Source organism: Streptomyces kryoterrae (assembly GCF_054072135.1).
The window spans coordinates 5,527,232-5,552,616 of record NZ_CM133358.1; the positions used below are offsets into that span (position 1 = coordinate 5,527,232).

At 69.6% G+C, this 25,385-nt stretch carries 18 protein-coding genes and 1 pseudogene; 9 read left to right on the plus strand and 10 right to left on the minus strand.

All coding sequences use genetic code 11. The features are described from left to right. Positions 1-122 precede the first annotated feature (122 nt). The 4 genes from ACW4TU_RS24300 to ACW4TU_RS24315 form a co-directional block, all read right to left on the minus strand. The gene (locus ACW4TU_RS24300) at positions 123-1,082 is read right to left on the minus strand and encodes a Yip1 family protein (RefSeq protein ID WP_457416888.1); all 960 of its coding nucleotides are present in this window, start codon (positions 1,080-1,082) and stop codon (positions 123-125) included. 239 nt (positions 1,083-1,321) lie between these two features. Then, positions 1,322-2,701: an FG-GAP repeat domain-containing protein gene (locus tag ACW4TU_RS24305; RefSeq protein WP_457416889.1), complete on the minus strand. Its 1,380-nt coding sequence runs from the start codon at positions 2,699-2,701 to the stop codon at positions 1,322-1,324. A 123-nt stretch (positions 2,702-2,824) separates the two neighbouring features. Next, positions 2,825-4,234: an FG-GAP and VCBS repeat-containing protein gene (locus ACW4TU_RS24310; RefSeq protein ID WP_457416890.1), complete on the minus strand. Its 1,410-nt coding sequence runs from the start codon at positions 4,232-4,234 to the stop codon at positions 2,825-2,827. Between the two features lie 152 nt (positions 4,235-4,386). Then, the gene (locus ACW4TU_RS24315) at positions 4,387-6,678 is read right to left on the minus strand and encodes a heterodisulfide reductase-related iron-sulfur binding cluster (protein WP_457416891.1); all 2,292 of its coding nucleotides are present in this window, start codon (positions 6,676-6,678) and stop codon (positions 4,387-4,389) included. Positions 6,679-6,916: 238 nt separating this feature from the next. Between ACW4TU_RS24315 and ACW4TU_RS24320 the strand changes: the two genes are divergently transcribed. The 5 genes from ACW4TU_RS24320 (at position 6,917) to ACW4TU_RS24340 (ending at position 12,214) form a co-directional block, all read left to right on the plus strand. Next, positions 6,917-7,945: an MraY family glycosyltransferase gene (locus ACW4TU_RS24320; RefSeq protein ID WP_457416892.1), complete on the plus strand. Its 1,029-nt coding sequence runs from the start codon at positions 6,917-6,919 to the stop codon at positions 7,943-7,945. Positions 7,946-8,043: 98 nt separating this feature from the next. Further along, complete coding sequence (dnaK, locus tag ACW4TU_RS24325) at positions 8,044-9,888, plus strand: molecular chaperone DnaK (RefSeq protein WP_457416893.1); 1,845 nt, start codon at positions 8,044-8,046, stop codon at positions 9,886-9,888. Beyond that, positions 9,885-10,535, plus strand: coding sequence for a nucleotide exchange factor GrpE (gene grpE, locus ACW4TU_RS24330; RefSeq protein WP_457416894.1), 651 nt, complete (start codon positions 9,885-9,887; stop codon positions 10,533-10,535). Before dnaK ends, grpE begins: the two co-directional genes overlap by 4 nt. A 36-nt stretch (positions 10,536-10,571) precedes the next feature. Continuing rightward, entirely contained in the window at positions 10,572-11,759 is a 1,188-nt protein-coding gene (gene dnaJ / locus ACW4TU_RS24335; protein WP_457416895.1) for a molecular chaperone DnaJ, read from the plus strand. A gap of 5 nt (positions 11,760-11,764) precedes the next feature. Beyond that, positions 11,765-12,214, plus strand: coding sequence for a heat shock protein transcriptional repressor HspR (locus tag ACW4TU_RS24340; protein ID WP_457416896.1), 450 nt, complete (start codon positions 11,765-11,767; stop codon positions 12,212-12,214). A 118-nt stretch (positions 12,215-12,332) separates the two neighbouring features. Here ACW4TU_RS24340 and ACW4TU_RS24345 read toward each other — a convergent pair. Beyond that, positions 12,333-13,145 (minus strand): annotated as a pseudogene (locus tag ACW4TU_RS24345) (PA14 domain-containing protein); the annotation flags it as partial. A gap of 383 nt (positions 13,146-13,528) precedes the next feature. Here ACW4TU_RS24345 and ACW4TU_RS24350 point away from each other — a divergent pair. Then, positions 13,529-14,656, plus strand: a complete 1,128-nt coding sequence (locus ACW4TU_RS24350; RefSeq protein WP_457416897.1) for a sugar ABC transporter substrate-binding protein — start codon at positions 13,529-13,531, stop codon at positions 14,654-14,656. Between the two features lie 65 nt (positions 14,657-14,721). Here ACW4TU_RS24350 and ACW4TU_RS24355 read toward each other — a convergent pair whose 3' ends face one another. From ACW4TU_RS24355 to ACW4TU_RS24365, 3 genes are all read right to left on the minus strand, one after another. After that, on the minus strand, positions 14,722-15,564 hold the full coding sequence (locus tag ACW4TU_RS24355) for a transglutaminase family protein (RefSeq protein WP_457430278.1): 843 nt from the start codon (positions 15,562-15,564) through the stop codon (positions 14,722-14,724). A gap of 74 nt (positions 15,565-15,638) precedes the next feature. Next, positions 15,639-16,580 carry an alpha-E domain-containing protein gene (locus tag ACW4TU_RS24360; RefSeq protein ID WP_457416898.1) on the minus strand — a complete coding sequence of 314 codons (942 nt, stop codon included), beginning with the start codon at positions 16,578-16,580 and terminating at the stop codon, positions 15,639-15,641. Beyond that, a complete protein-coding gene (locus tag ACW4TU_RS24365; protein ID WP_457416899.1) occupies positions 16,577-18,121 on the minus strand; it encodes a circularly permuted type 2 ATP-grasp protein in 1,545 nt (514 codons plus the stop codon). Before ACW4TU_RS24365 ends, ACW4TU_RS24360 begins: the two co-directional genes overlap by 4 nt. 405 nt (positions 18,122-18,526) lie before the next feature. Between ACW4TU_RS24365 and ACW4TU_RS24370 the strand changes: the two genes are divergently transcribed. Then, positions 18,527-19,660, plus strand: a complete 1,134-nt coding sequence (locus tag ACW4TU_RS24370) for a helix-turn-helix transcriptional regulator (protein WP_457416900.1) — start codon at positions 18,527-18,529, stop codon at positions 19,658-19,660. On the opposite strand, the gene ACW4TU_RS24375 is transcribed toward ACW4TU_RS24370, so the two are convergent. After that, positions 19,599-20,588 (minus strand): helix-turn-helix transcriptional regulator, encoded by a 990-nt coding sequence (locus ACW4TU_RS24375; RefSeq protein ID WP_457416901.1) that lies wholly within the window; start codon positions 20,586-20,588, stop codon positions 19,599-19,601. The two genes, ACW4TU_RS24370 and ACW4TU_RS24375, sit on opposite strands and share 62 nt — an antisense overlap. A gap of 17 nt (positions 20,589-20,605) precedes the next feature. Next, positions 20,606-21,589: a helix-turn-helix transcriptional regulator gene (locus tag ACW4TU_RS24380; protein WP_457430279.1), complete on the minus strand. Its 984-nt coding sequence runs from the start codon at positions 21,587-21,589 to the stop codon at positions 20,606-20,608. Between the two features lie 339 nt (positions 21,590-21,928). On the opposite strand from ACW4TU_RS24380, the gene ACW4TU_RS24385 reads away from it, so the two are divergent. Together ACW4TU_RS24385 and clpB are read left to right on the plus strand one after the other, a co-directional pair. Beyond that, entirely contained in the window at positions 21,929-22,282 is a 354-nt protein-coding gene (locus tag ACW4TU_RS24385; RefSeq protein WP_457416902.1) for a hypothetical protein, read from the plus strand. Positions 22,283-22,610: 328 nt separating this feature from the next. After that, positions 22,611-25,244: an ATP-dependent chaperone ClpB gene (gene clpB / locus ACW4TU_RS24390; RefSeq protein ID WP_457416903.1), complete on the plus strand. Its 2,634-nt coding sequence runs from the start codon at positions 22,611-22,613 to the stop codon at positions 25,242-25,244. The last annotated feature ends 141 nt before the right edge of the window (positions 25,245-25,385 follow it).

The following is a 25,385-nucleotide window of genomic DNA, read 5'->3' on the forward strand; positions in this document are numbered from 1 at the left end:
GTACGGGGTGGACTAGACCTCTTGGGGCTAATTTGACCAAAGAGGGCGCAGGGGCCGATGAAAGGAGAGGGGCCCCCGGCGCGCGGCCGGGAGCCCTCCCCTCATGAGCGTCCAGGTCGTCCCTAGAACGTCCCCAGCTTCACGATCGACAGCAGGGCGATCAGCTGGATCGCCGACGCGCCCAGGGCCTTCGGCCACGGGAGGTCGTGGGAGCGGCGGACCATGACGGTCAGCAGGACGCCTGCCGCGACCCAGGTCACCCAGCCCAGGATCTGCACGAAGGGGGCGTCGCCGCCCACGAACATCGCGACGAGGAGACGGGGGGCGTCCGTGATGGACATGATCAGCATGGAGAGGCCGACCGTCGGCTGCCAGGCGCCGTCGCCGCCGAGCTGGCGGGCGAGGGTGTGGGTGACCACGCCCAGCACGAAGGCGCTCAGGACCATCGCCACGCCCGTCGTCAGCACGATCGGGATCGCGTTGCTGAGCGTCGCGTTGATCGTGGTCTCGCGGGTGTCGTCGAACCCGAAGACGGCGATCAGGCCGTACAGGAAGGTGACGACGAGGGCCGGCGCCCAGACCTGGTAGTCGCGCATCTGGAGGAACGTGCGGTCGGGGGAGGTCACGATGCCCCGCAGCAGGTCCTTCCAGCGCAGCCGAGGACCGGACGGCGGGGCCGCGGCGGAGCCGGCGCGGTAGGTGCCGCCCTGGTTGTACGGGTCGTCGTCGACCGTGAACGCCTGGGTGTGACCAGGGTTGTTGGCCGCGTACGGGTCCACGGGGGCGTTCGGGTGTCCGGGCCCGTGTCCCTGTCTGTCGTCGCCGAAGTACTCCGGCTCACCGTGCCCGCCGGGCGAGCCGTGTGCGCCGTAACCGCCGCCGGCGGTCGCCTGTGGGGGCCACGGTCGTCCGGCGCCGTTCGAGCCGCCGTAAGGCTGCTGCTGCGGCGCGGACGGGTAGCCGTACGACGGGCCGCCCTGCGGGGGCTGCTGGCCGTACGGCTGCTGCCGCGGTTGTTGTTGCGGTCGCGCTTGCGGGGCCCGGTTGTCCCGGCCGCCGCGTCCGATCCTGAATCCAGCCACGTCATCGAACGTACCTGGTCCCGGAGAGTGACGCGTGGGGCCTGGGCTTTTGGGCCGGGCTTTGCTGCCCAGCTGTTACATCCACTAAGGGGGCCTGCGGGCTTCCCCCTAGGGGGCATCGGGGAAGCATCCCGCTTCTGACGCCGAGCCGAGCAGGCGCGGCGAGCCCCGGAGACTGCGGACGTACAGGCCGGCCCTGCGTCGTCGCGGTTTGCCGTCGTGCAGGCGCCCGTCGGCCGTTACAGGAACTCCGAGCTGGAGAACGTCACCGACGGCTTCGCCGCCGTCAGGCCCTTCTTCACCCCGGGATAGACGGCCACCTCGTCCCAGGTCTCGCCCCGGTACGTCCGTACCGCCAGGTCCGCCCGGCCGTCGCCGTCGAAGTCCCCGACCGTGAGGACCCGGGTCGTGCCCCGGGTGGGTGGCGCGACGGTCACCAGGCCCGTCGTCGAGAGCCCGGCCGCCGCTGTCGGTGCCCGGAAGATCCTCAACCGCGAGCCGCTGGAGACGAGTTCGTCGCGGCCGTCGCCGTCGAAGTCGCCGGTGTCGAGCATCGAGCCGGGGGAGGCGAGGGTGCCGTCGGTGGCGTCGGGGAGGTCGTAGCGCAGTGACGTTTCGCCCTCCCCCACGCTCGACTTCGCTCGCGCGGGAGGACTCCCACCGCCCACCGCCGCGTCCAGGTTGCGCCCCTTGCCGAAGCGGCCGAGGGCGACGTCGATGCCCTCGGGCAGCACCGTCCCGGTGCGCGTGGGGCCGTCCGGGCCGCCGAGGACGACCGCCGACTTCGCGGTGCCGTCCGCCGTACGGACGACGAGGTCGTCGTATCCGTCATGGTTCACGTCGGCCGCCGGGCCCGTGGGGACGTTGCCGGGGGCGGCGATCGGCGCACCGGCCCTGCTCGGGGTGCCCTTGCGGGTGAACGGGCCCCGCAGATAGCTGAGTTGGACGTCCGAGGCGTGGACGACCAGGTCCTGGGCGCCGTCGCCGTCGAAGTCGCCGCACACCGGCTGGTCGGGCCAGTCGTTGCCGGCGCGGGACTGGGCGGGGATCGTGAGGGCGACCGCGCGGCCGGTGAGGCCGTCCGGGGAGCCGAAGAGGAGCTGGAGCGGCACCGGGGGCCGGCCCTGGCCGTCGTAGGGCGGGTCCGTCGAGACGACCAGGTCGGTGAAGCCGTCCCCGTCGAGGTCGCAGCTCGCCTCCGCGTCGAAGACCGCCGGCAACTGGCCCTCCGTACGGGCTGCTTGACGCGTCGGGCTCAGCAACTGCCGGGCGCCCGGGACGAGTCCGCCCGGTGAGCCGTAGACGATGCCGATACCGGCGTCGTCCGTGTGGAGCTGGTCCTTGACGAGGTCGTTGAGGACCAGGTCACGGTGACCGTCGCCGTTGAAGTCGTCGGCGACCTTGCTGCCGTCGCCCTGCGGGATCGGGCGTTGGGCGGGGGCCTTGGCGACCTGGACGGGGGTCTGGCCGGCGGCTGCCCGGTCGTTGCCGGACAGCGGGCCGCAGGCGGTGAGTGCCACCAGGGCGCCGAGGGCCGCCAACCCGCTGGTGGCCGCCGTACCCCGACCACCTCTTCGTACGCGCAACCGCACCCGCACCCCGCACCTCGTCCGGATCATTGGCCCCATTGACAACGACTCAGCTCAGTAATGATGCACGTGTTCGAGATGCGAGGGCACCCCGGTGGCGGTGCGGAACACCACACCACGGGGGTGCCTGGTGGTAGGTGACGGAGGGCGTCCTCAGTCCGCCAGCGTCGCCCCCATGAACGCCCGTGCCCCCAGACCCAGTTGCGGGACGGTGAGTGTCAGAGAGCCCGTGCCCGTCGGGCCGGACGAGGTGCCGGGGAACATGTGGAGGCGGCCCCCCTCGTCGGCCGTGGCGATCAGCTCGGCGCGGCCGTCGCCGTTGTAGTCGCGCAGGAGGAGAGAGGCGCCGAGCCAGGCGTTCTCCGGGGATACGTTGGGCAGGCCGGGGGTGGTGCGGTCGTACTGGCGGGCGTTCCTGCCGGTGAGACCGGTGGAGCCACCGCGCAGGACGGTGATGGAGCCGTCGGCCCAGCCGCTGGCGCCGATCGCCTCGTAGGGGGCGCCGACGGCCAGGTCGGGGTAGCCGTCGCCGTTGGTGTCGGCGGCCGAGACGTCGTAACCGAAGAAGTCGTTGTCCTCCACGCTGCCGGGGACACCCGCGGTGTTCTGGGTCAGGGTGGTGAGCCGGCCGGCGGGGCCGGTGGCCGTCCCGGGCAGGATGCGGACCGCGCCGCCCCGGCCGGAGCGGGAGACGCCGATCGCGAGGTCGCCGTAGCCGTTGCGGTCGAAGTCGGCGATCACGGCGCTCGATCCGGTGAGGTCGGAGGAGGCGGGCAGGCTCCTCTTCCAGGGCTTGGCGGGGCCGTTCCTGTCGCCCTTGTAGAACCAGACGCGGTTGCTGTTGGTGTCCACGTCGTACCCGATGAGTGCGAAGTCGGCGGTGCCGTCCTTGGTGACCTTGCCGGCCACCACCATCTCCGCCTTGATGTCCTCGCCGTCCTGCGGGTCGAGGTTGGTGGCCTGGCCGCGTCCGCCGGTCTTGGTGAACGGGCCGCGCAGGAACCAGACGAACTCGCCGTCCACGGACACGATGTCCAGGTGGCCGTCGGCGTTGAAGTCGCCGATGGCGACGTCCAGGCCGAAGATCTCCTTCTTGCTGCCCGGGGACGCGTACGTACTGCCCTTGGTCAGGCCCGACCTGGAGCCCCACAGGACGGTGAACGTGCCGTGTCGGTCGGCGTACAGCTCACCGGGGGAGGTGGCGACGATGTCCGCGTAGCCGTCCTTGTTGAGGTCGGCCGAGGTGACCTTCGCGCCGAAGCCGTCGTTCGTCTCGGCCACGCCGTCGATGCCGGGGCTGTTCTGTGTGATCACCGAGCGTTTGGCGGGGTTCAGCCCGGCCGCCGAGCCCCAGATGACGACGACGGCGCCCGCGTTCTTCTTCCCGGCCACGGTGGCGGTCCGGTCCCCGAGGAGCAGATCGCGGTAACCGTCACCGTTGAAGTCGTCCACGTGCTTCGCCGCAGCGGCCGACGCCGGGGCGCCGAGGGCCACGGGACTCACGGTGGCGGCGAGGACGGCGGTGGCCAGGAGGGTGGCGCGGGCGGAGGTTCTGGGAAGCAATGGGGTCTCCAAGGACGCGGCAATCACCAGGAAGGCGGGCGATCAGGAGACACGCGACAAGTGGCAATGGTTGTACGGGAGTTCGGCGAACCGAAAACGGGGCCGACGCCATGGGCGCCGACCCCGTTCGGACCTGTTCCAGGCCTGTGGTTTTACTTCACCGGCTGCGGCTCCGGCGCGTTCTCCGGCTCCGGCTCGCCCGTCGGGGGCTCGTCGTCGGCCGGGGTCTTCACGGACTCCAGGAGCAGCTGGGCGACGTCCACCACCGTGATGGACTCCTTCGCCTTGCCGTCGTTCTTCTTGCCGTTGACCGAGTCGGTCAGCATGACGAGGCAGAACGGGCAGGCCGTCGACACGATGTCCGGGTTCAGGGACAGGGCCTCGTCGACGCGCTCGTTGTTGATGCGCTTGCCGATCCGCTCCTCCATCCACATCCGCGCGCCGCCCGCGCCGCAGCAGAAGCCGCGTTCCTTGTGGCGGTGCATCTCCTGCTGGCGCAGGCCCGGGACGGCCGACATGATCTCGCGCGGGGGCGTGTAGATCTTGTTGTGGCGGCCCAGGTAGCAGGGGTCGTGGTAGGTGATGAGGCCTTCGACGGGGGTGACCGGGAGCAGCTTGCCGTCGTCGATGAGGTGCTGGAGCAGCTGGGTGTGGTGGACGACCTCGTAGTCGCCGCCGAGCTGCGGGTACTCGTTGCCGATGGTGTTCAGGCAGTGCGGGCAGGTCGCGACGATCTTCTTGGCCGACTTCGGCTTCGCGGACTCCGCCACGACCTTGCCGTCGTCGTCCAGTTCCTCGCCGAACGCCATGTTCAGCGCCATGACGTTCTCCATGCCGAGCTCCTGGAACAGGGGCTCGTTGCCGAGACGGCGGGCTGAGTCGCCGGTGCACTTCTCGTCGCCGCCCATGATCGCGAACTTGACGCCCGCGATGTGGAGGAGCTCGGCGAACGCCTTCGTCGTCTTCTTGGCGCGGTCTTCCAGTGCGCCCGCGCAGCCGACCCAGTACAGGTACTCGACCTCGGTGAGGTCCTCGATGTCCTGGCCGACGACCGGCACCTCGAAGTCGAGCTCCTTGAGCCACTCCAGGCGCTGCTTCTTCGCCAGGCCCCAGGGGTTGCCCTTCTTCTCCAGGTTCTTGAGCATCGTGCCCGCCTCGGAGGGGAAGGCGCTCTCGATCATCACCTGGTAGCGGCGCATGTCGACGATGTGGTCGACGTGCTCGATGTCCACCGGGCACTGCTCCACGCAGGCGCCGCAGGTCGTGCAGGACCACAGGACGTCCGGGTCGATGACGCCGTTCTCCTCGGCGGTGCCGATGAGGGGTCGTTCGGCCTCGGCGAGGGCGGCGGCCGGAACGCCCGCCAGCTGCTCCGCGCTCGCCTTCTCCTCGCCCTCCGCCGTCTTGCCGCCGCCCGCCAGCAGGTAGGGGGCCTTGGCGTGGGCGTGGTCCCGCAGGGACATGATCAGCAGCTTGGGGGAGAGGGGCTTGCCGGTGTTCCAGGCCGGGCACTGCGACTGGCAGCGACCGCACTCCGTACACGTGGAGAAGTCGAGCAGGCCCTTCCAGGAGAACTGTTCGACCTGGCTGACGCCGAAGACGTCGTCCTCGCCGGGGTCGGTGAAGTCGATCGGCTCGCCGCCGGACGTCATCGGCTGGAGGGCGCCCAGGGCGGTGGCGCCGGTCGACTCGCGCTTGAACCAGATGTTCGGGAAGGCGAGGAAGCGGTGCCAGGCGACGCCCATGTTGGTGTTCAGCGAGACGACGATCATCCAGACGAACGAGGTGCCGATCTTCACCGTCGCGGTGAGGTAGACCAGGTTCTGGAGCGTCGCCGTGCTCAGGCCCTTGAAGGCCAGGACCAGCGGGTACGAGGCGAAGTACCCGGCCTCGTAGTGCTCGACGTGGTGGATCGCGCCCTCGAGGCCGCGCAGTACGTAGATGGCGAGGCCGATGGTGAGGATGACGTACTCGACGAAGTACGCCTGGCCCGCCTTGGAGCCCGCGAAGCGGGACTTGCGGCCGGGGCGCGAGGGCAGGTTCAGCAGGCGGATCACGATCAGCACGGCGATGCCGAGGACCGTCATCACGCCGATGAACTCGATGTACATCTCGAACGGCAGGAAGCCGCCGATGACCGGCAGTGTCCAGTCGGCCGAGAAGAGCTGGCCGAAGGCCTGGGCGAGGGTCGGCGGCAGCGTCAGGAAGCCGACCGCCACGAACCAGTGGGCGAAGCCGACGATGCCCCACCGGTTCATGCGCGTGTGGCCGAGGAACTCCTTCACCAGCGTCACACTGCGCTGGTACGGGTTGTCCGTCCGCAGACCGGCCGGGACCGGCTGGCCGAGTTTGAAGTACCGGACGAACTGACCGATGGCGCGTGCGAGCAGCGCGACGCCGATCACGGTCAGGACGAGCGACACGATGATCGCGGCGAGTTGCATGTCGGGCTCCTCAAGCCTGCGCGCGTAATGACTGACGGCGAGTGGGGGAGTATTACTAAGCGGTAACTTAGGCAGTCTGTCAGAGACTACCCAACATCTTGGCCCGCACTGTAGTCAGGGGCGGAGTGATCTGGATCGCTCAGGCTTACCTGAGTCGTAGATCGAAGCCGATCGGATCAGACGATGTTAAGTCGTGTTATTCGTACAGAATTGTTACGTTTCCGCCTACCGTGAGCCCGTGCTCTACGGGATCCTCGCCGCCATCGCCGCCCTTCTCCTCGCCGCCGTCCTAGCCGCCCTCCTGCGGACACTCGCCCTGCGCCTCGGCGTGCTCGACCGGCGCCGGGCGCGCCCCCTGCCACTGCTCGGCGGGCTCGCCGTCGTGCTCGCGACGGGGCTGGTCGCGGGAGCGGGGGAGTGGACCGGGTACGCCCCCCTGGGGGACGGGGTCGGTGAACTGCTCGTCGCCGGTGCGGGCGTCGGCGCACTCGGGCTGGTGGCCGACGTGCGGCGGGTGAAGGTGCGGTTCCTTGTCGTCGGTACGGCCGTGGCCGCCGCGTTCGTGGTGCCGTACGGGGAGCTGGGGTTCGGGGTCGGGCTGCTCGCCCTTGTCTGGATCGTGTTCGTGGCCGTCGCCTTCCGGGCCCTGGACCACGCCGACGGGCTGGTGGGGACCGTCGGGGTGCTGACCGCCTTCGGGGTGGCCGCGTGCTCGGCCGTCGAGGTGCTCGACGGGCTCGCCGTGCTGCTGAGCGTGCTGGCCGCCGCGCTCACCGGGTTCCTCATGCACAACTGGCATCCCGCGCGGATCGCCCTCGGTGCGTGCGGATCCCTGTTCACGGGGTTCGTGCTGGCCTCGGCGGCGGTGGTCGTACGGACCGGGCACGAACTGGCGTCCAGTGCGGGGGTGCTGTTCGCGCTCACCGCCGTGGCCGGAGCGGATGTGGTGCTGGTGGTCGTGTCGCGCCGGATGGCCGGACGGCCGCTGTCCCGCGGCGGGCCCGACCATCTCGCGCACCGGCTGCGGCGGCTGGGGCTCACCGCGCGCGGGGCGGCCGTCCTGCTCGGCGCGGGTGCCTTCGGGGCGGTCCTGGTGGGGGTGCTCGCGCACGGCGGGTGGGCCGGGGAATCGGGGCTGTGGTGGGTGGCGGGGGTGGCCGGGATGGTCGTACTGGGGCTGCTGAGAGTTCCCGTGTACGGGCTCCGGCGGCCTCCGGCCGCACAGTCGGCGCAGGTCAGGGCGGCATTGCGCGTAAGGAACGGATAAGAGTTGAGTGTGGTCGACTCAGCTCTGTTGACCGCGCGACGGGAGTGATGCACACTTGAGCCTGTTCCACTCAAGTCATTGCTGTTGGAGGAATTGACATGGCACGTGCGGTCGGCATCGACCTGGGCACGACTAACTCCGTCGTCAGCGTTCTGGAGGGCGGCGAGCCCACCGTCATCACCAACGCCGAGGGTGCCAGGACCACGCCGTCCGTCGTCGCCTTCGCGAAGAACGGTGAGGTGCTGGTCGGCGAGGTCGCCAAGCGCCAGGCGGTCACGAACGTCGACAGGACCATCCGGTCGGTCAAGCGCCACATGGGCACCGACTGGAAGATCGAACTCGACGGGAAGAGCTTCAACCCGCAGCAGATGAGCGCCTTCATCCTGCAGAAGCTGAAGCGCGACGCCGAGGCCTACCTGGGCGAGAAGGTCGCGGACGCGGTCATCACCGTCCCGGCCTACTTCAACGACTCCGAGCGTCAGGCGACGAAGGAGGCCGGCGAGATCGCGGGCCTGAACGTCCTGCGCATCGTGAACGAGCCGACGGCCGCCGCTCTGGCGTACGGCCTCGACAAGGACGACCAGACGATCCTCGTCTTCGACCTCGGTGGCGGCACCTTCGACGTGTCCCTCCTGGAGATCGGTGACGGCGTCGTCGAGGTGAAGGCCACCAACGGTGACAACCACCTCGGTGGTGACGACTGGGACCAGCGCGTCATGGACTACCTGGTCCAGCAGTTCCGCGCCGGGCACGGCGTGGACCTGGGCAAGGACAAGATGGCCCTCCAGCGTCTGCGCGAGGCCGCCGAGAAGGCCAAGATCGAGCTGTCCTCGTCCACCGAGACCTCGATCAACCTGCCCTACATCACGGCGTCCGCCGAGGGCCCGCTGCACCTGGACGAGAAGCTCACGCGCGCCCAGTTCCAGCAGCTGACGGCCGACCTGCTGGAGCGCTGCAAGACGCCGTTCCACAACGTCATCAAGGACGCGGGGATCAACCTCTCCGAGATCGACCACGTCGTTCTCGTCGGTGGCTCCACCCGTATGCCCGCCGTCGCCGAGCTCGTCAAGGAGCTGACCGGCGGTCAGGACGCCAACAAGGGCGTGAACCCGGACGAGGTCGTCGCCATCGGCGCCGCGCTCCAGGCCGGTGTCCTCAAGGGCGAGGTCAAGGACGTCCTGCTCCTCGACGTGACGCCGCTGTCCCTCGGTATCGAGACCAAGGGAGGGATCATGACGAAGCTCATCGAGCGCAACACCACGATCCCGACCAAGCGTTCCGAGATCTTCACGACGGCCGAGGACAACCAGCCGTCCGTCCAGATCCAGGTCTACCAGGGCGAGCGCGAGATCGCGGCGTACAACAAGAAGCTCGGGATGTTCGAGCTGACCGGCCTGCCGCCGGCGCCGCGCGGCGTGCCGCAGATCGAGGTCGCCTTCGACATCGACGCCAACGGCATCATGCACGTCACGGCCAAGGACCTCGGCACGGGCAAGGAACAGAAGATGACCGTCACCGGTGGCTCCTCGCTGCCGAAGGACGAGGTCGACCGCATGCGCCAGGAGGCCGAGCAGTACGCGGACGAGGACCACCGTCGCCGCGAGGCCGCCGAGAGCCGCAACCAGGGCGAGCAGCTCGTCTACCAGACGGAGAAGTTCCTCAAGGACAACGAGGACAAGGTCCCCGGCGACATCAAGATCGAGGTCGAGGCCTCGATCGAGGAGCTGAAGGCCGCGCTCAAGGGCGAGGAGACGGCGGAGATCCGTACGGCGACCGAGAAGGTCGCGGCCGTCTCGCAGAAGCTCGGCCAGGCGATGTACGCCGACGCCGCCGCGGCGCAGGCCGCCGGTGACGACGTGCCCGGCGCCGAGGCCCCGAAGGCCGACGACGACGTGGTGGATGCCGAGATCGTCGACGACGAGCGCAAGGACGGTGTCGCGTGACGGAGGAGACTCCGGGCTTCGACGAGAAGCCCGACGTCCCTTCCGGCGCCACCCCCGACGACGCCGAGCCGAAGGCCGCCCCCTCTTCGGAGGGGGCGGCCCCGGCCGGGGACGCAGCAGCAGCACAGGTCGCCGGCCTGACGGCCCAGCTGGACCAGGTACGTACGGCGCTCGGAGAGCGCACGGCGGATCTCCAGCGGCTCCAGGCCGAGTATCAGAACTACCGCCGCCGGGTCGACCGGGACCGGGTCGTGGTCAAGGAGATCGCCATCGCGAGCCTCCTGACCGAACTCCTGCCCGTGCTCGACGACATCGGTCGCGCGAGGGAACACGGCGAACTGGTCGGCGGGTTCAAGTCCGTCGCCGAGTCGCTGGAGACCGTCGCCGCGAAGATGGGCCTGCAGCAGTTCGGCAAGGAGGGCGAGCCCTTCGACCCGATGATCCACGAGGCCCTGATGCACTCGTACGCGCCGGACGTCACCGAGACGACCTGCGTGGCGATCCTGCAGCCGGGCTACAAGTTCGGCGAGCGCAACCTGCGTCCCGCGAGGGTCGCGGTGGCCGAGCCCCAGCCCGGGGCGCAGGCCGGCACGGAGTCGGGCGACACGGCGGACGGCAAGGAGAGCGGTGGCCCGGAAGAGGGCTGACGTGAGCATTGACGCAGGAAGGGAGGGACGTCGGGGATGAGCACCAAGGACTTCATCGAGAAGGACTTCTACAAGGTCCTCGGCGTCCCCAAGGACGCCACCGAGGCCGAGATCAAGAAGGCGTACCGGAAACTCGCCCGCGAGTTCCACCCGGACGCCAACAAGGGCAACGCCAAGGCCGAGGAGCGCTTCAAGGAGATCTCCGAGGCGAACGACATCCTCGGCGACCCCAAGAAGCGCAAGGAATACGACGAGGCCCGCGCCCTCTTCGGCAACGGCGGCTTCCGCCCGGGCCCGGGCGCGGGCGGCGGCTCCTTCAACTTCGACCTGGGTGACCTCTTCGGCGGTGGCGCCCCGGGCGGGGCCGGGTCCGGCTCCGGTGCGGGCGGCTTCGGCGGCGGCATCGGAGATGTCTTCGGCGGCCTGTTCAACCGGAGCGGCGGCACCACTCGTACGCAGCCCAGGCGCGGCCAGGACATCGACACCGAGGTCACGCTGAGCTTCACGGAGGCGGTGGACGGCGCGACGGTCCCGTTGCGCATGACGTCCCAGTCACCGTGCAAGGCGTGCTCGGGCACCGGCGACAAGAACGGCACGCCGCGCGTGTGCCCGACGTGTGTCGGGACCGGCCAGGTGGCGCGCGGTTCGGGCGGCGGTTTCTCCCTGACCGACCCCTGCCCGGACTGCAAGGGCCGGGGTCTGATCGCGGAGCACGCCTGCCTGGTGTGCAGCGGCTCCGGGCGCGCCAAGTCCTCCCGGACGATGCAGGTGCGTATCCCGGCGGGCGTGGCGGACAACCAGCGCATCCGCCTGCGCGGCAAGGGAGCGCCGGGCGAGCGCGGCGGCCCGGCGGGCGACCTGTACGTCACCGTCCATGTCGACGCCCACCCGGTCTTCGGCCGCAGGGAGGACAACCTCACGGTGACGGTGCCGGTGACGTTCGTCGAGGCGGCACTCGGCGGCGAGGTCAGGGTCCCGACCCTGAGCGGCCCGCCGGTCACCCTGAAGCTGCCCCCGGGCACGCCCAACGGGCGCACGATGCGCGCGCGGGGCAAGGGCGCGGTCCGCAAGGACGGCACCCGGGGCGATCTGCTGGTCACCGTCGAGGTGAGTGTCCCGACGGAGCTGACGGGGAAGGCTCGTGACGCACTGGAGGCGTATCGCGAGGCGACCGCGGACGAGGATCCGCGGGCGGAGCTGTTCGAGGCAGCGAAGGGAGCTTGACCGAGATGGACGGTCGTCGACGCAATCCGTATGAACTGACCCACGAGACACCGGTCTACGTCATCTCGGTGGCGGCCCAGCTCTCGGGCCTGCACCCGCAGACCCTGCGCCAGTACGACCGCCTGGGCCTGGTCTCCCCCGACCGCACCGCCGGCCGGGGCCGCCGCTACTCGGCCCGCGACATCGACCTGCTCCGTACGGTGCAGGCACTGTCGCAGGACGAGGGCATCAACCTGGCCGGCATCAAGCGGATCATCGAACTGGAGAACCAGGTGGCTGCTCTGCAGTCGCGGGTGGCGGAGATGGAGTCCGCGCTGGACGGGGCGGCGGCTGCCATGCAGCAACGGGAGGCGGCGGTTCACGCCTCGTACCGGCGGGATCTGGTGCCTTACCAGGAGGTCCAGCAGACCAGTGCGTTGGTGGTCTGGCGCCCGAAGCGGCAGCAGTCGGACTGAGGCGCACACGCGGCGCGTGACACGTGGCATGCCGAAGGGGCTGGGAGGTGAGCAACCTCCCAGCCCCTTCGCGTGTGTGCGGGCTTGTTGAGCCACAGCGCCATAGCGCCGAATGTGTGGCCTGGGTCCGGGCGTCGACGGTCGTCGCGGTGACGTCTGCGCTGGCTGCCGACTGGTTGCCGGCCTTGTCGTACGCGCGTATCTCGTAGGCGTACGCCCCACCGGTCTTCGGGAGTACGGAGTCCGTGTACGTGGTGGCGGCGGTCGCGGTGGTCGTCGCGAGGGGCTTGGGGCCGAACGAACTCCCGCTCAGGGTGCGGTAGATCCGATAGCCCGCGAGGTCCAGCTCCTTGTTCTTCGCCCAGGTGAGCTTGGCCTTGCCCGTCGCCTTGTCGTACGTGACGGAGGGGCCCGTCGGGGCGAGGGGCTTGACCTTGTCGACGCTCGCCGAAGTGCGGGGTGTGTAGGCGAAGTTGACGTTCGCGTTGCCCGTCCAGGCGGCGTAGTCGACGCGCAGGGTGTGCTTGCCGGACGGAATCGTGAGGTCTACCTTGACCTTGCCGTCCAGGTACACCCGGATGCCGTCCTGCGGGGCGGCGGTGAAGGCGAACGGCCCGCCCGATCCGAAGTCCCGCGTCACCGTCCACCGCACGCCGAAGTTGTCCTTCGGGAGCCCGGTGGCGGGGGCTTTCGCGCCCCAGTTCTCGGCGATGGTGGTGTCACAGTCCGTCTTCTTCGGGGTGCCGGAGAAGGTGGTGTTCGCGAAGAACTGGCGCTTGCAGGCGGGGGAGGCGCACGTGACCGTGGCCGCCGAGGCGGTCGCGGCGGCGGCGACCGCGGTGAGCAGTCCGCCGGCGGTGGCGAGCACGGCAGCGGTCGCGGCGGTGCTCCTCGCGGCCCCGGTGACCCTCGTACGTCTGGCTGAGATCATTCGGTCCTTCGCATCCTTCGCATCCATCGCGTCCGTTCGGGAACGGCGAAATCCAGCCGTCGATGATCAGGATTCGTGAGCAACGCGCTTGGTTGTACCGATCTCGGACGGTGCCTGGACGGGTCCCGGACAGGTCTTCGCGCACTCGGTCCGGGCACTTGGGGAGGGTGTGCGAAGGCTGTTTGTGCGGACTTCCGCCACTTCTTCACGTAGGCGACGGAGTGTGATGTTGCCCTCCGGATGAGTAGTTCCGCTTGACGCGTGCGGGCTCGCCCGCGTTGTCTTTTCAGACACATGGGCCGCACTGTTGCATCCACGTCCTAAAAGCACCTGAAGTGAGCACCCGAATGTTTCGTCTGACTCGTCCGGCTCGTCCGATTCACATGAGTCGCGTGGCTCGTTTGCGTCGTTCCGCCACGGCCGTGGCCGCCTCCGTGGTCACGGTCTCCCTTGCCGCGGGCTGCGGCGCACTCGACGCCAGTGGTCAGGCCGCTGAGGCGACCCCCACCAAGGGCAACGACATCACGGTGGGCCTGCTGCTTCCGGAGACGGCGAACACCCGGTACGAGAAGTTCGACTACCCGATCATCAAGAGCAAGGTCGAGTCGCTCACCAGCGGCCAGGGCAAGGTCGACTACGCCAACGCCGGGGCGGACTCCGCCAAGCAGGCCAGGCAGTTGCAGCAGATGATCGACGACAAGGTCGACGTCCTGCTCCTCGACGCCGTGGACGCGCACGCCATCGCCGGCGAGGTCAAGAAGGCCAAGGACGCCGGGATCCCGGTCATCGCGTACGACAGGCTGGCCGAAGGCCCCATCGACGCGTACATCTCCTTCGACAACGAACTCGTCGGCGAGGTGCAGGGACGTTCCCTCCTGGAGGCCCTCGGCGGTGGGGACAACGTCTCGCAGAAGATCGTCATGATGAACGGGTCGGTGACCGACCCGAACGCCGCGCAGTTCAAGGAGGGCGCCCTCTCCGAGCTGAACGGCAAGGTGACGATCGCGGAGTCCTTCGACACCAAGGACTGGAAGCCGGAGAACGCCGAGGCGAACATGACGAAGGCGATCGCCGCGATCGGCGCGGACGACATCGCCGGCGTCTACTCCGCCAACGACGGCATGGCGGGCGGCATCATCGACGCCCTGGAGGCCGCGGGTGTCACCAAGCTGCCGCCGATCACCGGGCAGGACGCCGAACTGGCCGCCGTGCAGCGGATCATCGCCGGCGAGCAGTACATGAGCGTCTACAAGTCGTACCCGCAGGAGGCCCAGACGGCGGCCGAGATGGCCGTCGCCCGCATCCAGGGCCGCGACATCCAGTTCGACGCCCTCACCCGGGACAAGGTCGACAGCCCCACGACCAAGAACGTCCCCTCCCAGCTGGTGAGCGTCGTCGCCCTGACGAAGGCCAACATCAGGAGCACGGTCATCGAGGACGGCATCTACAAGGTGTCCGACATCTGCACCGCGAAGTTCGAGGCCGACTGCGAGGCCCTCGGGCTGAAGTAGCCGCACACCGTCCGCAGGCGTGGCGCGCACCCCGAGGTGCGCGCCACGCCTGCGGACGGGTCATTTCAGGCCACCCGCGTGAACTCCACCGTCACCTCCGGCGGCCCCCCGGCCACCCCCCGGTACACGCCCTTGTGCGGTGTCACGTCGTCGTAGTCGCGTCCCCGGCCGACCACCACATGGGACTCGTCGGCGCGCGTCCGGTTCGTCGGGTCGTAGCCGCACCAGTCGCCCGCCCAGTACTCCACCCAGGCGTGGGACTGGCCCTCCACCGGGCGGTGCAGCTCCGCCTCCCGCTCGGGGTGGAGGTAGCCGGAGACATAGCGGGTGGGCAGGCCGAGGCCCCGCAGCAGCGCGATCGTCACATGGGCGATGTCCTGGCAGACGCCCGCGCCCTGCTCCCACGCCTCCGCCGCCGACGTGTTCACGCCCGTCGTACCGGGCAGGTAGGACACCCGGTCCGCGACCAGCGACGACACCGCCGTCGCCGTCTCGTGCGGGTCGAGACCCACCGCCACCTCCCGCGCCCGCGCCACCAGTTCGGGCGGCACCGTCGTCCGTCCCGTCGTCGTCGCGTACTCCAGCAGCCGGGAGTTGGCCGTCCGGTCGGCCACCTCGGCCCAGCTCGGCGCGGGGTCCAGGGGGCCCGGCGGGGCCGTCTCCACCAGGCTCTGGGCGGTGATCGTGAGGTCGGCGTGCGGATCCATCAGGTCGAAACCCGTGACCTGCGTACCCCAGTAGTCCCAGTACGACCAGGTCGACGTCGCCGGGTTCACGGTGACCCGGGCGTCCAGCGTCGTCTGGCCGGGGAGCGTCAGCGGGGTCATCCGGACCTCGTTGTGCGAGGAGATCACGGCCTGCGCGTACGCGACATGGGTGACGTGCCGGATACGGAGCCGGCGGGTCATCGGCGCGTTCGTCGACATGATGCTCGTACCGCCGCTTGTCCCACCGCTCGTCATGCTGTCCGTCCCGTTGCCGTTCATACTGCTCGTGCTCCTTCCTGAGCCCACTCCACGGGCCCCTGGTACGGGAAGAACTTCTCCGCGACCGCCTCCGCCGAGGCCATACAGGCGGTCTGCAAGTCCTGCAGCAGCACCGGGAGCTGGTCCTCCATGGCCTGCGAGTCCAGATACTCCAGGCGGGTGCGCAGCCGGCCGATCGGGCGCCGGGCCGGGTCCTGGCGCGGGCGGCCGAGGGCCGCGAGGCACTCCTCCGCCGTGGTCAGCGCGTGCAGCGCCGAGCGCGGGAAGTCCCGGTCCAGGAGCAGAAATTCGGCCACTCTTGGAGTGTCCCCGAAACCGCTGTAGATACGCGCGTACGCCTCGTCCGCACCGCTCGCGCTCAGCAGCGTCGGCCAGTCCGGGGCGTGGGCGGCGTCCAACACCCGTACCGACAACAGCCGTACGGTCATGTCCACCCGCTCCAGGCTGCGCCCCAGCACCACGAAACGCCAGCTGTCGTCGCGGCTCATGGTCGAGTCGGCGAGTCCGAAGAAGAGGGCGGATCTGCGTCGTACCAGTTCCAGGTAGGCGTACGGGCCGGTGCGTCTGGCCGCGAGCCGCTGGTCGGCGAGGGCGTGCCAGGTGGAGTTGAGGCACTCCCACATCTCCGAGGAGACGGCTTCCCGGGCGCTTCTGGCGTTGAGCCGGGCCGCTCCGAGCGCGCCCTCGATCGCGCACGTCGAGAGGGCGTCGAAGGCGAGCTGGTCCAACACCTGCTGCATGTCCACGGGCTGGCCGCCCGCGTCGACGCCGAGGATCGCGTAGAGGGAGCGGCAGGCCGCGTCCTCGTCGCGCCAGGGGTCCTCCAGCAGACGGTGCAGATAGGCGTCCAGGATGCGGCTCGTGGCGTCGGCCCGCTCCACGTAACGGCCCGTCCACGTCAGGGCCTCGGCTATCCGGGAGAGGATCACGTCGTTCACTGCTGCGCCCCTTCCTGTACGAGGGTGAGGTTGCCGTCGGGTCCGTGCTGGCGTGGGGCGACCTCGGGCGTACCGCCGGCCGGCGGTACGGGGCTCGGGGTGTCGGCGGGACCCTCGGCGAGCACCCAGGTGTCCTTGGAGCCGCCGCCCTGGCTGGAGTTGACGATGAGGTTGCCCTCCTGGAGCGCGACGCGGGTCAGCCCGCCCGGCAGGACCCAGACCTCGTTGCCGTCGTTCACGGCGAACGGCCGCAGGTCGATGTGGCGCGGCGCCATCCGCTCGCCGGCCAGGGTCGGGGAGGTGGAGAGTGCGACGGGGCGCTGCGCGATCCAGCCCCGGGGATCGGCGGCCACCGCCGCCCGGCACTCCTGCAGGGTCTTCCGGTCGGCCTTGGGCCCGATGACGATGCCCTGGCCGCCGGCGCCGTCGACGGGCTTGATGACCAGCTGGTCGATCTGGTCGAGAATGGCTTCCAGCTGGCCCGGCTCGTCCGGGCGGAACGACTCCACGTTCGGAAGAATCGGTTCTTCGGAGAGGTAGTACTGGATCAGATCGGGTACGTAGGTGTAGAGCAGCTTGTCGTCCGCGACGCCGTTGCCGACCGCGTTCGCGAGGGTGACGGTGCCCGACTGGGCGGCGCTCAGGATGCCCGGGCAGCCGATCAGCGAGTCGGGCCGGAACTGGAGCGGGTCGAGGAAGTCGTCGTCCATCCGTCGGTATACGACATGGACGGGCACCTCACCGCGCGTGGTCCGCATCCACACCCGGTTCTTACGGCACACCAGATCGTGCCCCACGACCAGCTGCACGCCCATCAGCCGGGCCAGCAGGGCGTGTTCGAAGTAGGCGGCGTTGCTCGGCCCCGGGGTCAGGACCACCACCCGCGGATCGGTGACCCCGTCGGGCGCGGCGGCGCGCAGCGCGGCCAGCAGGCGCTGCGCGTAGCCGTCGACGGGGACGACGTGCTGCTCGGCGAAGAGGGACGGGAAGACGCGGGTCATCGCCCGCCGGTTCTCGATGACGTAGGACACCCCGGACGGCACCCGGACGTTGTCCTCCAGCACCCGGAAGTCCCCGGCCTCGTCCCGGACGAGGTCGATGCCGGCGACATGGATGCGTACCCCGCCCGGCGGCTCGATGCCCTGGGCGGCCCGGTGGAAGTGCGGCGAGCTGAGCAGCAGCCGCCACGGCACGACGCCGTCCTCGAAGGCCCGGCAGGGCCCGTAGGCGTCCGCGAGATAGGCCTCCAGGGCCCGCACCCGCTGGGCGACCCCGCGCTGGATGAGATCCCACTCCAGCGCGTCGAGGATCCTCGGTACGAGGTCCAGCGGCCAGGGCCGTTCCTCACCCGCGAAGGCGTAGGTCACCCCGCGGTCGGTGAACGCCCGGGCCATCTGGTCGGCCCGGAAGCGCAGCTCGGTCGGCTCAATGGGCTGGAGTGCCGCCAGTACCGGCTCATAGGCGGTCCTGACCTCACCCGGCCGCACAAACATCTCGTCCCACGCGTCGGCCAACGCGTACGCGTCAAATATGTCCGCCATGGCCTGAAGGTAGGGGTGGGACGTAACGGGACGATCTCCGAGCGGTTTCCGCCAGCTCACGCGAAAGCCGCGGTACGCGCTTTCACTCCGGTTGCTCCACCCGGCGCCGGGCAGGCCGAAGGCCCCGGCCGGACGGTGGACGTCCTGCCGGGGCCGCTTCGGGCGTTCCCCCGTTCCCGCCTCGCGGCGGCCCCGTTACGCCCTTGGGAAGCGCCTTCCACTCTGCCCCCACGGGCAACGCGCCACCACCGTCAGCTTGTTGCAGGGACACGGGCGGAGGAGGGGTGAAAGTCGGACATAGTAAGGGGATTGGGGGCGCGTGACGGACCCGGCAGTGTTGCGGACCACGTCCGGGCCGCGCATAGTTGCGCTGCAAAGTGCTGGAACCAGTAGTGGGATGGGGCGATGGCCGGGCACGGGACGGACGAGCATCCACACGGTGCTGACCGACTGTGCGAGGCCGGGGATCGCGTGTATTCCCGGGCCGTACGGCGGGGCCGTGTGCCGCGCCGGGACGCCGAGGCGGCGCCGTGTCTGCTCGAACTCGCCCTGTTGCACCCCGACCCCGACGACATGGCCTGGCTGGTGCCGACCTCCCCGCAGGAGGTCATGACCCGGCTGCTGCGCGGTGTCTACGACGAGGTCAGCGCGAGCCAGGGCCGGGTGGGCTCGGCGGTCGCGGCCTTCGAGCGGTACACCGCCCTCGGTGAGGAGAGCCAGTACGCCGGCTCCCGTTCGGGTACTGGTACGGGTACCAGGTCCGGCAGTGGCTCCGGTTTCGGGTTCGGCTCCGGCGAGGGCACGGCCCTGCGCGTCCTGGACGGTCTCGCCCGTATCCAGACCGCGATGGACGAGGCGACCCAGGCGTGCACGACCGAGGTGCTCACGGTCCAGCCCGGCGGTATCCGTCGCGAGTACGAACTCTCCGAGGGCCTGCACCGGGCGCTCGAACTGCGCGGACGCGGCGTGCGGATGCGCGGCCTGTACAACCATGTGGCCCGGCACGGTCAGGGACTGCTCAACTATCTCGAACTGGTGGGTGGGGCCGCCGAGGCGCGCACTCTCGACGAGGTGGTCGAGCGGCTGATCCTCTTCGACCGCACGGTGGCCTTCATCCCGGCGAACGCGGAGCGGACGGTCGCGCTGGAGATCCGCCACCCGGCGCTGGTGCGCTACCTCGCCACCGCCTTCGACCGTCTGTGGCGCCTGGCCGTCCCGCTGACGGCCACGCTCCCCGACACGGGCATCGTGGGCATCTCGCACCGGGAGCGGTCCATCGCCGCGCTGCTCGCGGAGGGCCACCAGGACGCGGTGGTCGCGGAACGCCTGGGCATCAGCGTCCGTACCTGCAGGGCGCACATCGCCCGGCTCTCGGAGACGCTGGGCGCGGCGAGCAGGACGCAGCTGGGGGTGCGGATCGCACAGGCGGGCCTGGACGGCCCACCGGCCGTCACCGCGCCGCACGGCGGCGCGGCACTCAGCCTTCCGGCGCCGACTCCGGCCCCGACGCCTGCTCCAGAATCCCCGACTGCCCGATGAGGTAACCGAGTTGGGCGCGGCTGTCGCTGCCGAGGGTGGCGGCGAGCTTGGCGATGTGGACACGGGCGGTACGGACGTTCATGCCGAGGCGGGTCGCGATGACGGCGTCGGTGTGTCCCTCGACGAGGAGGGCGGCGATGGCTTGCTGGCGGGGGGTGACGCCGTTGACGGACGGGGGTTGGACGGCCAGTGGGTACATGGGGGTGGCCAGGCGCCACAGGCGCTCGAAGGTCGTGACGAAGTAGTGCACGAGAACCGGGTGGCGGATCTCCAGCGCGAGGGAACGGTCCTGGCTGGCGGGGATGAAGGCGACGGTCCGGTCGATGACGATGAGCCTGTCGGTGACCTCGTCCAGGGATCGGGCCTCGGCATCGCCCCTCAGCTGTTCGTAGCGGGCGCGAACGGCGGGGGAGTGGCGGACCGTGTGCTGGTAGAGGGTACGAAGACGGGCACCCCGGTCGAGGAGGGCCTGATCGCGGGCCAGGGTGGTCAGGGTCGTGGTGGGATGGCCCGTGTGAGGCTGGATGGCGAGGAGTTCACCCGTGGCGTCGGTCATCGCCCGGGAGATGGCCAGGTTGATCCGGTCGAAACCGTTGAGGACGCTGATCAGGGGTGTGTCAGCCGCCGCGTCCGGGCTGTCGACGTGTATCAGCGGCTCGAACGCCTCGGCCAGCAGCGCTTCCTGCTGCCGCCTCCTGGCCGTGTCCTCCGCGCTCTCGCGCAGTAACCGGGTAAGGGCCACAGTGGGAGCCAGTGGGCGCAGTTGCTGCGGATCCTCAAGGTCCGGCTGGAGCAGCCCGAAGTCGATCAGACAGGGGGTGGTCCCGGCCTCGTCCGCCGGGACCCGCCCCTCGCGCAGCGCTCGTACGTACAGGCTCATGCCTTCCTCGCACAGTTCCTCAGCCCCGTGCGGGTGCCCTTCGGCCACCAGTGACTCCCTTGTGCTCAGTGTTCCTGGTCGAGGATTCCCGACTGCGCGATCAGGAACCCGAGCTGGGCGCGGCTGCCGCTGCCCAGGGCGGTGGCCAGCTTGGCGATGTGGGCGCGACAGGTGCGTACGTTCATCCCGAGGCGGCGGGCGATGGCCTCGTCGACGTGGCCCTCGATGAGGAGCTTGGCGATGGAGTGCTGGATGTCGGTGATGCCGTCGGGCGCGGTCTCGTAGGGGGCGCCGGCGCTCAGCGGGACCGCGCGGTTCCACATGAATTCGAACACCTTGATGAGATAGCGGACCAGACCCGTGTGCCGCAGCTCCAGGGCGACCTGCCGGTCGTCACGCACGGGGATGAAGGCAACCGTCTCGTCGCAGATGATGAGGCGCTCGACCAGCTCGTCGATCGTGCGGTACTCCACCTTGCCGTCGGCGAACTGGTCCACGTACGCGAGGCGCTCGGGGTTGTAGCGGGCCGTGTGCTGATACAGCGTGCGCAGCTTCACACCACGTTCGATCAGCGGGCGGTCGCGCTCCAGTCCCTGGAGAAGGCTGCGCTCGGGGCGGGCGCCGCCCTGGCTGGGCTGGACGGTGAGCATCTCTGTCTGGCACTGGGCCGTAGCGAGGTTCAGAGCGGCGTTGATCCGGTCGTTGCCCTCCAGCACGGTGATCGCGTGTGTGCCGGCCGCCGGCTGGGCGGTGAGGGCCATGAACGGCTCGAACGAGTCGACCAGTTCGATCGAGTGCCTTCTGCGCTCGCTGATCTCGCGCTCTATGGGGTCAAGCCGCTGGGTGAGTGCCACCGACGGGGGTACTGGTCGCAGCCAGGTCGGGTCGTCGGGATCGGGGTGGAGGAGGGCGAACTCCATCAGACACGGAGTGGTCGAAACGTCCGAACGGGCGATGCGCCCGGTACGCAGGGCGGCTGCATAAAGACGGCTGCCGTCCTCGCACAACTCGGTCACCGCATGGGGATGTGTCGCTTTAGTCCCATTCATCACCAAATCTCCACCCCCCAGGGTCCTGAACGTGCAGGAACATGATGCATCGATTGTGTGGCCATGACGTGCCCGAATGAGCCATCGTCTTACTCGACGGGGGAAAGAGGGACCTTCAAGTGAGGACGAAGCCGATTATGCGTAAGAAAATGCTTCGCTGGGCGCTTGTCGCAGCCTTCTCCGCCGTCGCGACCTTCGGGGCAGTGAGTGGCCTGTCCGGCACGCACGGTGACAGCATGGCGGACAGTACCTGGCCGCCGCTGAGCGCGCATTCCGTAGTTGCGAGCGACAGTTTTGCGAAGTCCTCCGACGGTCTGTTTGACAGCGTTTGGGAATGACATGACGACTCCACCCGACGACCGTTCCTTCCGTCGCGAAATGGCCACCGCCTACCGCTCCGGCTGGCACTTCATCGACCTGGTCACCGCCATCCCCCACAGCGGTGACTCGCTGATGGTGACCGTGTTCGGAGAGCCGGTCGTCGTGACGCGGGACGACGAAGAGGACGTAAGGGCATACCGGTGTCTGCGGCGGCCTCGGGGGGCGCCGCAGCCCGTACGGTGTGCGATTCGGTACGGAATGATCTTTGTGAACCTGGATCAGCGCGACCACCGGCTGGACCACCCCGACATCCCGGATATCCCCGATTTCCAGGACGTACAGACCATCTCAGCCACCCCCCGCAGTGCCTGACGCGATTCCCCCGTCGCAGTAGATCGCTCAGGCGCTTCCCCCCAGTAGCGGCGTCACCGTGACCTGAACACGGTGACGCCGCTGCTGTTTCCGGTGAAATATCAGGGTTCGGGTGCATCCCCCGTCCCGTCCGTCACGAGTACCGCACCTGGCCGCTTGGCTGAAAGTAGCCGCTCGTGGCCTCCCCCTTCGCCGCCCATCCGTCATTGAGGATGGGCGGTTTTTGGTCTGCCCGGCCGTCCCGTTCCCACCTTGAGTGGAATAGACTCAACTTTGTGTACGTTGGCCGTGTCAGTCACGACCTGGACAGGGAAGGGAGACAGCGACCGTGGACGCCGAGCTGACCAACAGGAGCCGGGACGCGATCAACGCGGCCACCAGCAGGGCCGTGTCCGGGGGGCACGCGGACCTGACCCCCGCGCACCTGCTGCTGGCGTTGCTCGCGGGGGAGGACAACGAGAACATCATCGACCTGCTGGTCGCGGCCGAGGCCGACCAGGCGGCCGTACGCACGGGCGCCGAGCGCGTCCTCGCGAACCTGCCCAGCGTGGCCGGCTCGACCGTCGCGCCCCCGCAGCCCAGCAGGGAACTTCTTTCGGTCATCGCCGATGCGGCCGAACGGGCGAAGGAGCTCGGTGACGAGTACCTCTCCACCGAGCATCTCCTCATCGGTATCGCCGCGAAGGGCGGCCCCGCCGGGGACGTACTCTCCCAGCAGGGCGCCGGCGCGAAGAAGCTGCTGGACGCGTTCCAGAAGAGCAGGGGAGGGCGTCGCGTGACCACAGCCGACCCCGAGGGCCAGTACAAGGCCCTGGAGAAGTTCGGTACGGATTTCACGGCCGCCGCCCGGGAGGGCAAGCTCGACCCGGTCATCGGCCGTGACCAGGAGATCCGCCGGGTCGTCCAGGTCCTGTCCCGCCGTACGAAGAACAACCCGGTCCTCATCGGCGAACCGGGCGTGGGCAAGACTGCCGTCGTCGAGGGCCTCGCCCAGCGCATCGTGAAGGGCGACGTACCGGAGTCCCTGAAGAACAAGCGCCTCGTCTCCCTGGACCTCGGTGCGATGGTCGCCGGGGCGAAGTACCGGGGTGAGTTCGAGGAGCGCCTGAAGACGGTCCTGGCGGAGATCAAGGGCTCCGACGGCCAGATCATCACCTTCATCGACGAGCTCCACACGGTCGTCGGCGCGGGCGCCGGCGGCGACTCCTCGATGGACGCCGGCAACATGCTGAAGCCGATGCTGGCGCGTGGTGAACTGCGCATGGTCGGCGCGACGACCCTCGACGAGTACCGCGAGCGGATCGAGAAGGACCCCGCCCTGGAGCGCCGCTTCCAGCAGGTCCTGGTCGCGGAACCCTCCGTCGAGGACACGATCGCGATCCTGCGCGGCCTCAAGGGCCGGTACGAGGCCCACCACAAGGTCGTCATCGCCGACAGCGCGCTGGTCGCGGCGGCGACCCTGTCCGACCGCTACATCACCTCCCGCTTCCTCCCCGACAAGGCGATCGACCTGGTCGACGAGGCGGCGTCGAGGCTTCGGATGGAAATCGACAGCTCGCCCCTCGAAATCGACGAACTCCAGCGCGCCGTGGACCGGTTGAAGATGGAGGAACTCGCGCTGGAGAGGGAGACCGACCCCGCCTCGCGCGAGCGACTGGAACGGCTGCGCCGCGATCTCGCCGACAAGGAGGAGGAGTTGCGCGGTCTGACGGCCCGTTGGGAGAAGGAGAAGCAGTCCCTCAACCGGGTCGGTGAGCTGAAGGAGAAGCTCGACGAACTGCGCGGCCAGGCCGAACGGGCCCAGCGAGACGGCGACTTCGACTCCGCCTCCAAGCTCCTCTACGGCGAGATCCCCACCCTGGAAAGGGACTTGGAGGAAGCCTCCGAGGCCGAGGTGGAGGCCTCCAGGGACACCATGGTCAAGGAGGAGGTCGGCCCCGACGACATCGCGGACGTGGTCGGCGCCTGGACCGGTATCCCCGCCGGCCGTCTCCTGGAGGGCGAGACCCAGAAACTCCTGCGCATGGAGGAGGAGTTGGGCCGCCGTCTGATCGGCCAGTCGGAGGCCGTCCAGGCGGTCTCGGACGCCGTACGGCGGACCCGCGCGGGCATCGCCGACCCCGACCGCCCGACCGGCTCCTTCCTCTTCCTGGGCCCGACAGGCGTCGGCAAGACGGAGCTGGCGAAGGCGCTGGCCGACTTCCTCTTCGACGACGAGCGGGCGATGGTCCGCATCGACATGTCGGAGTACGGCGAGAAGCACAGCGTCGCCCGCCTCGTCGGCGCCCCGCCCGGCTACATCGGCTACGAGGAGGGCGGCCAGCTGACGGAAGCGGTGCGGCGCCGCCCGTACAGCGTGGTGCTCCTGGACGAGGTCGAGAAGGCCCACCCGGAGGTCTTCGACGTCCTGCTCCAGGTCCTGGACGACGGCCGCCTCACGGACGGTCAGGGCCGGACCGTCGACTTCCGCAACGCGATCCTGATCCTGACGTCGAACCTCGGCAGCCAGTACCTGGTGGAGCCGCTGACCTCGGCGGAGGAGAAGAAGCAGCAGGTGCTGGAGGTGGTCCGGGCCTCCTTCAAGCCGGAGTTCCTGAACCGCCTGGACGACATGGTCGTCTTCTCCGCCCTGAACGGGCGGGAACTGGAGCGCATCGCGGGCCTCCAGATCGACCGCCTCGCCAAGCGCCTGGCCGAACGCCGTCTGACGCTGGACGTCACCCCGGCCGCCCTGGCCTGGCTCGCCGACGAGGGCAACGACCCGGCCTACGGCGCCCGTCCCCTCCGTCGCCTCATCCAGACGGCGATCGGCGACCGCCTCGCCAAGGAGATCCTGGCGGGCGAGGTCAAGGACGGCGACACGGTACGGGTGGACGCGTTCGGGGACGGTCTGATCGTGGGGCCGGCTGCGGAGCCGACGCCTGGACCGGCGGCGGGGCCGGCCACGGGCAAGACGCTGTAGCCGGTGGCTGCGGCACGCTGTTTTCGGACGCTCACGGCCGGTGCGGCAGGACGGCTGTTGCCGGTCGGGGGCGAAGCAAGAGAGGGTGGGGAGCGTACGTCTGGTCTCAGCGATGGCCGGACGAGCCAGACGACTGCAGGA

Bases quoted from the DNA above. Each gene is read 5' to 3' on its own strand.
- ACW4TU_RS24305 (WP_457416889.1), bottom strand. From the start codon at position 2,701: ATGATCCGGACGAGGTGCGGGGTGCGGGTGCGGTTGCGCGTACGAAGA.
- ACW4TU_RS24315 (WP_457416891.1), bottom strand. From the start codon at position 6,678: ATGCAACTCGCCGCGATCATCGTGTCGCTCGTCCTGACCGTGATCGGC.
- dnaK (WP_457416893.1), top strand. From the start codon at position 8,044: ATGGCACGTGCGGTCGGCATCGACCTGGGCACGACTAACTCCGTCGTC.
- dnaJ (WP_457416895.1), top strand. From the start codon at position 10,572: ATGAGCACCAAGGACTTCATCGAGAAGGACTTCTACAAGGTCCTCGGC.
- ACW4TU_RS24340 (WP_457416896.1), top strand. From the start codon at position 11,765: ATGGACGGTCGTCGACGCAATCCGTATGAACTGACCCACGAGACACCG.
- ACW4TU_RS24350 (WP_457416897.1), top strand. From the start codon at position 13,529: ATGAGTCGCGTGGCTCGTTTGCGTCGTTCCGCCACGGCCGTGGCCGCC.
- ACW4TU_RS24355 (WP_457430278.1), bottom strand. From the start codon at position 15,564: ATGACCCGCCGGCTCCGTATCCGGCACGTCACCCATGTCGCGTACGCG.
- ACW4TU_RS24365 (WP_457416899.1), bottom strand. From the start codon at position 18,121: ATGGCGGACATATTTGACGCGTACGCGTTGGCCGACGCGTGGGACGAG.
- ACW4TU_RS24370 (WP_457416900.1), top strand. From the start codon at position 18,527: ATGGCCGGGCACGGGACGGACGAGCATCCACACGGTGCTGACCGACTG.
- ACW4TU_RS24380 (WP_457430279.1), bottom strand. From the start codon at position 21,589: ATGAATGGGACTAAAGCGACACATCCCCATGCGGTGACCGAGTTGTGC.
- ACW4TU_RS24385 (WP_457416902.1), top strand. From the start codon at position 21,929: ATGACGACTCCACCCGACGACCGTTCCTTCCGTCGCGAAATGGCCACC.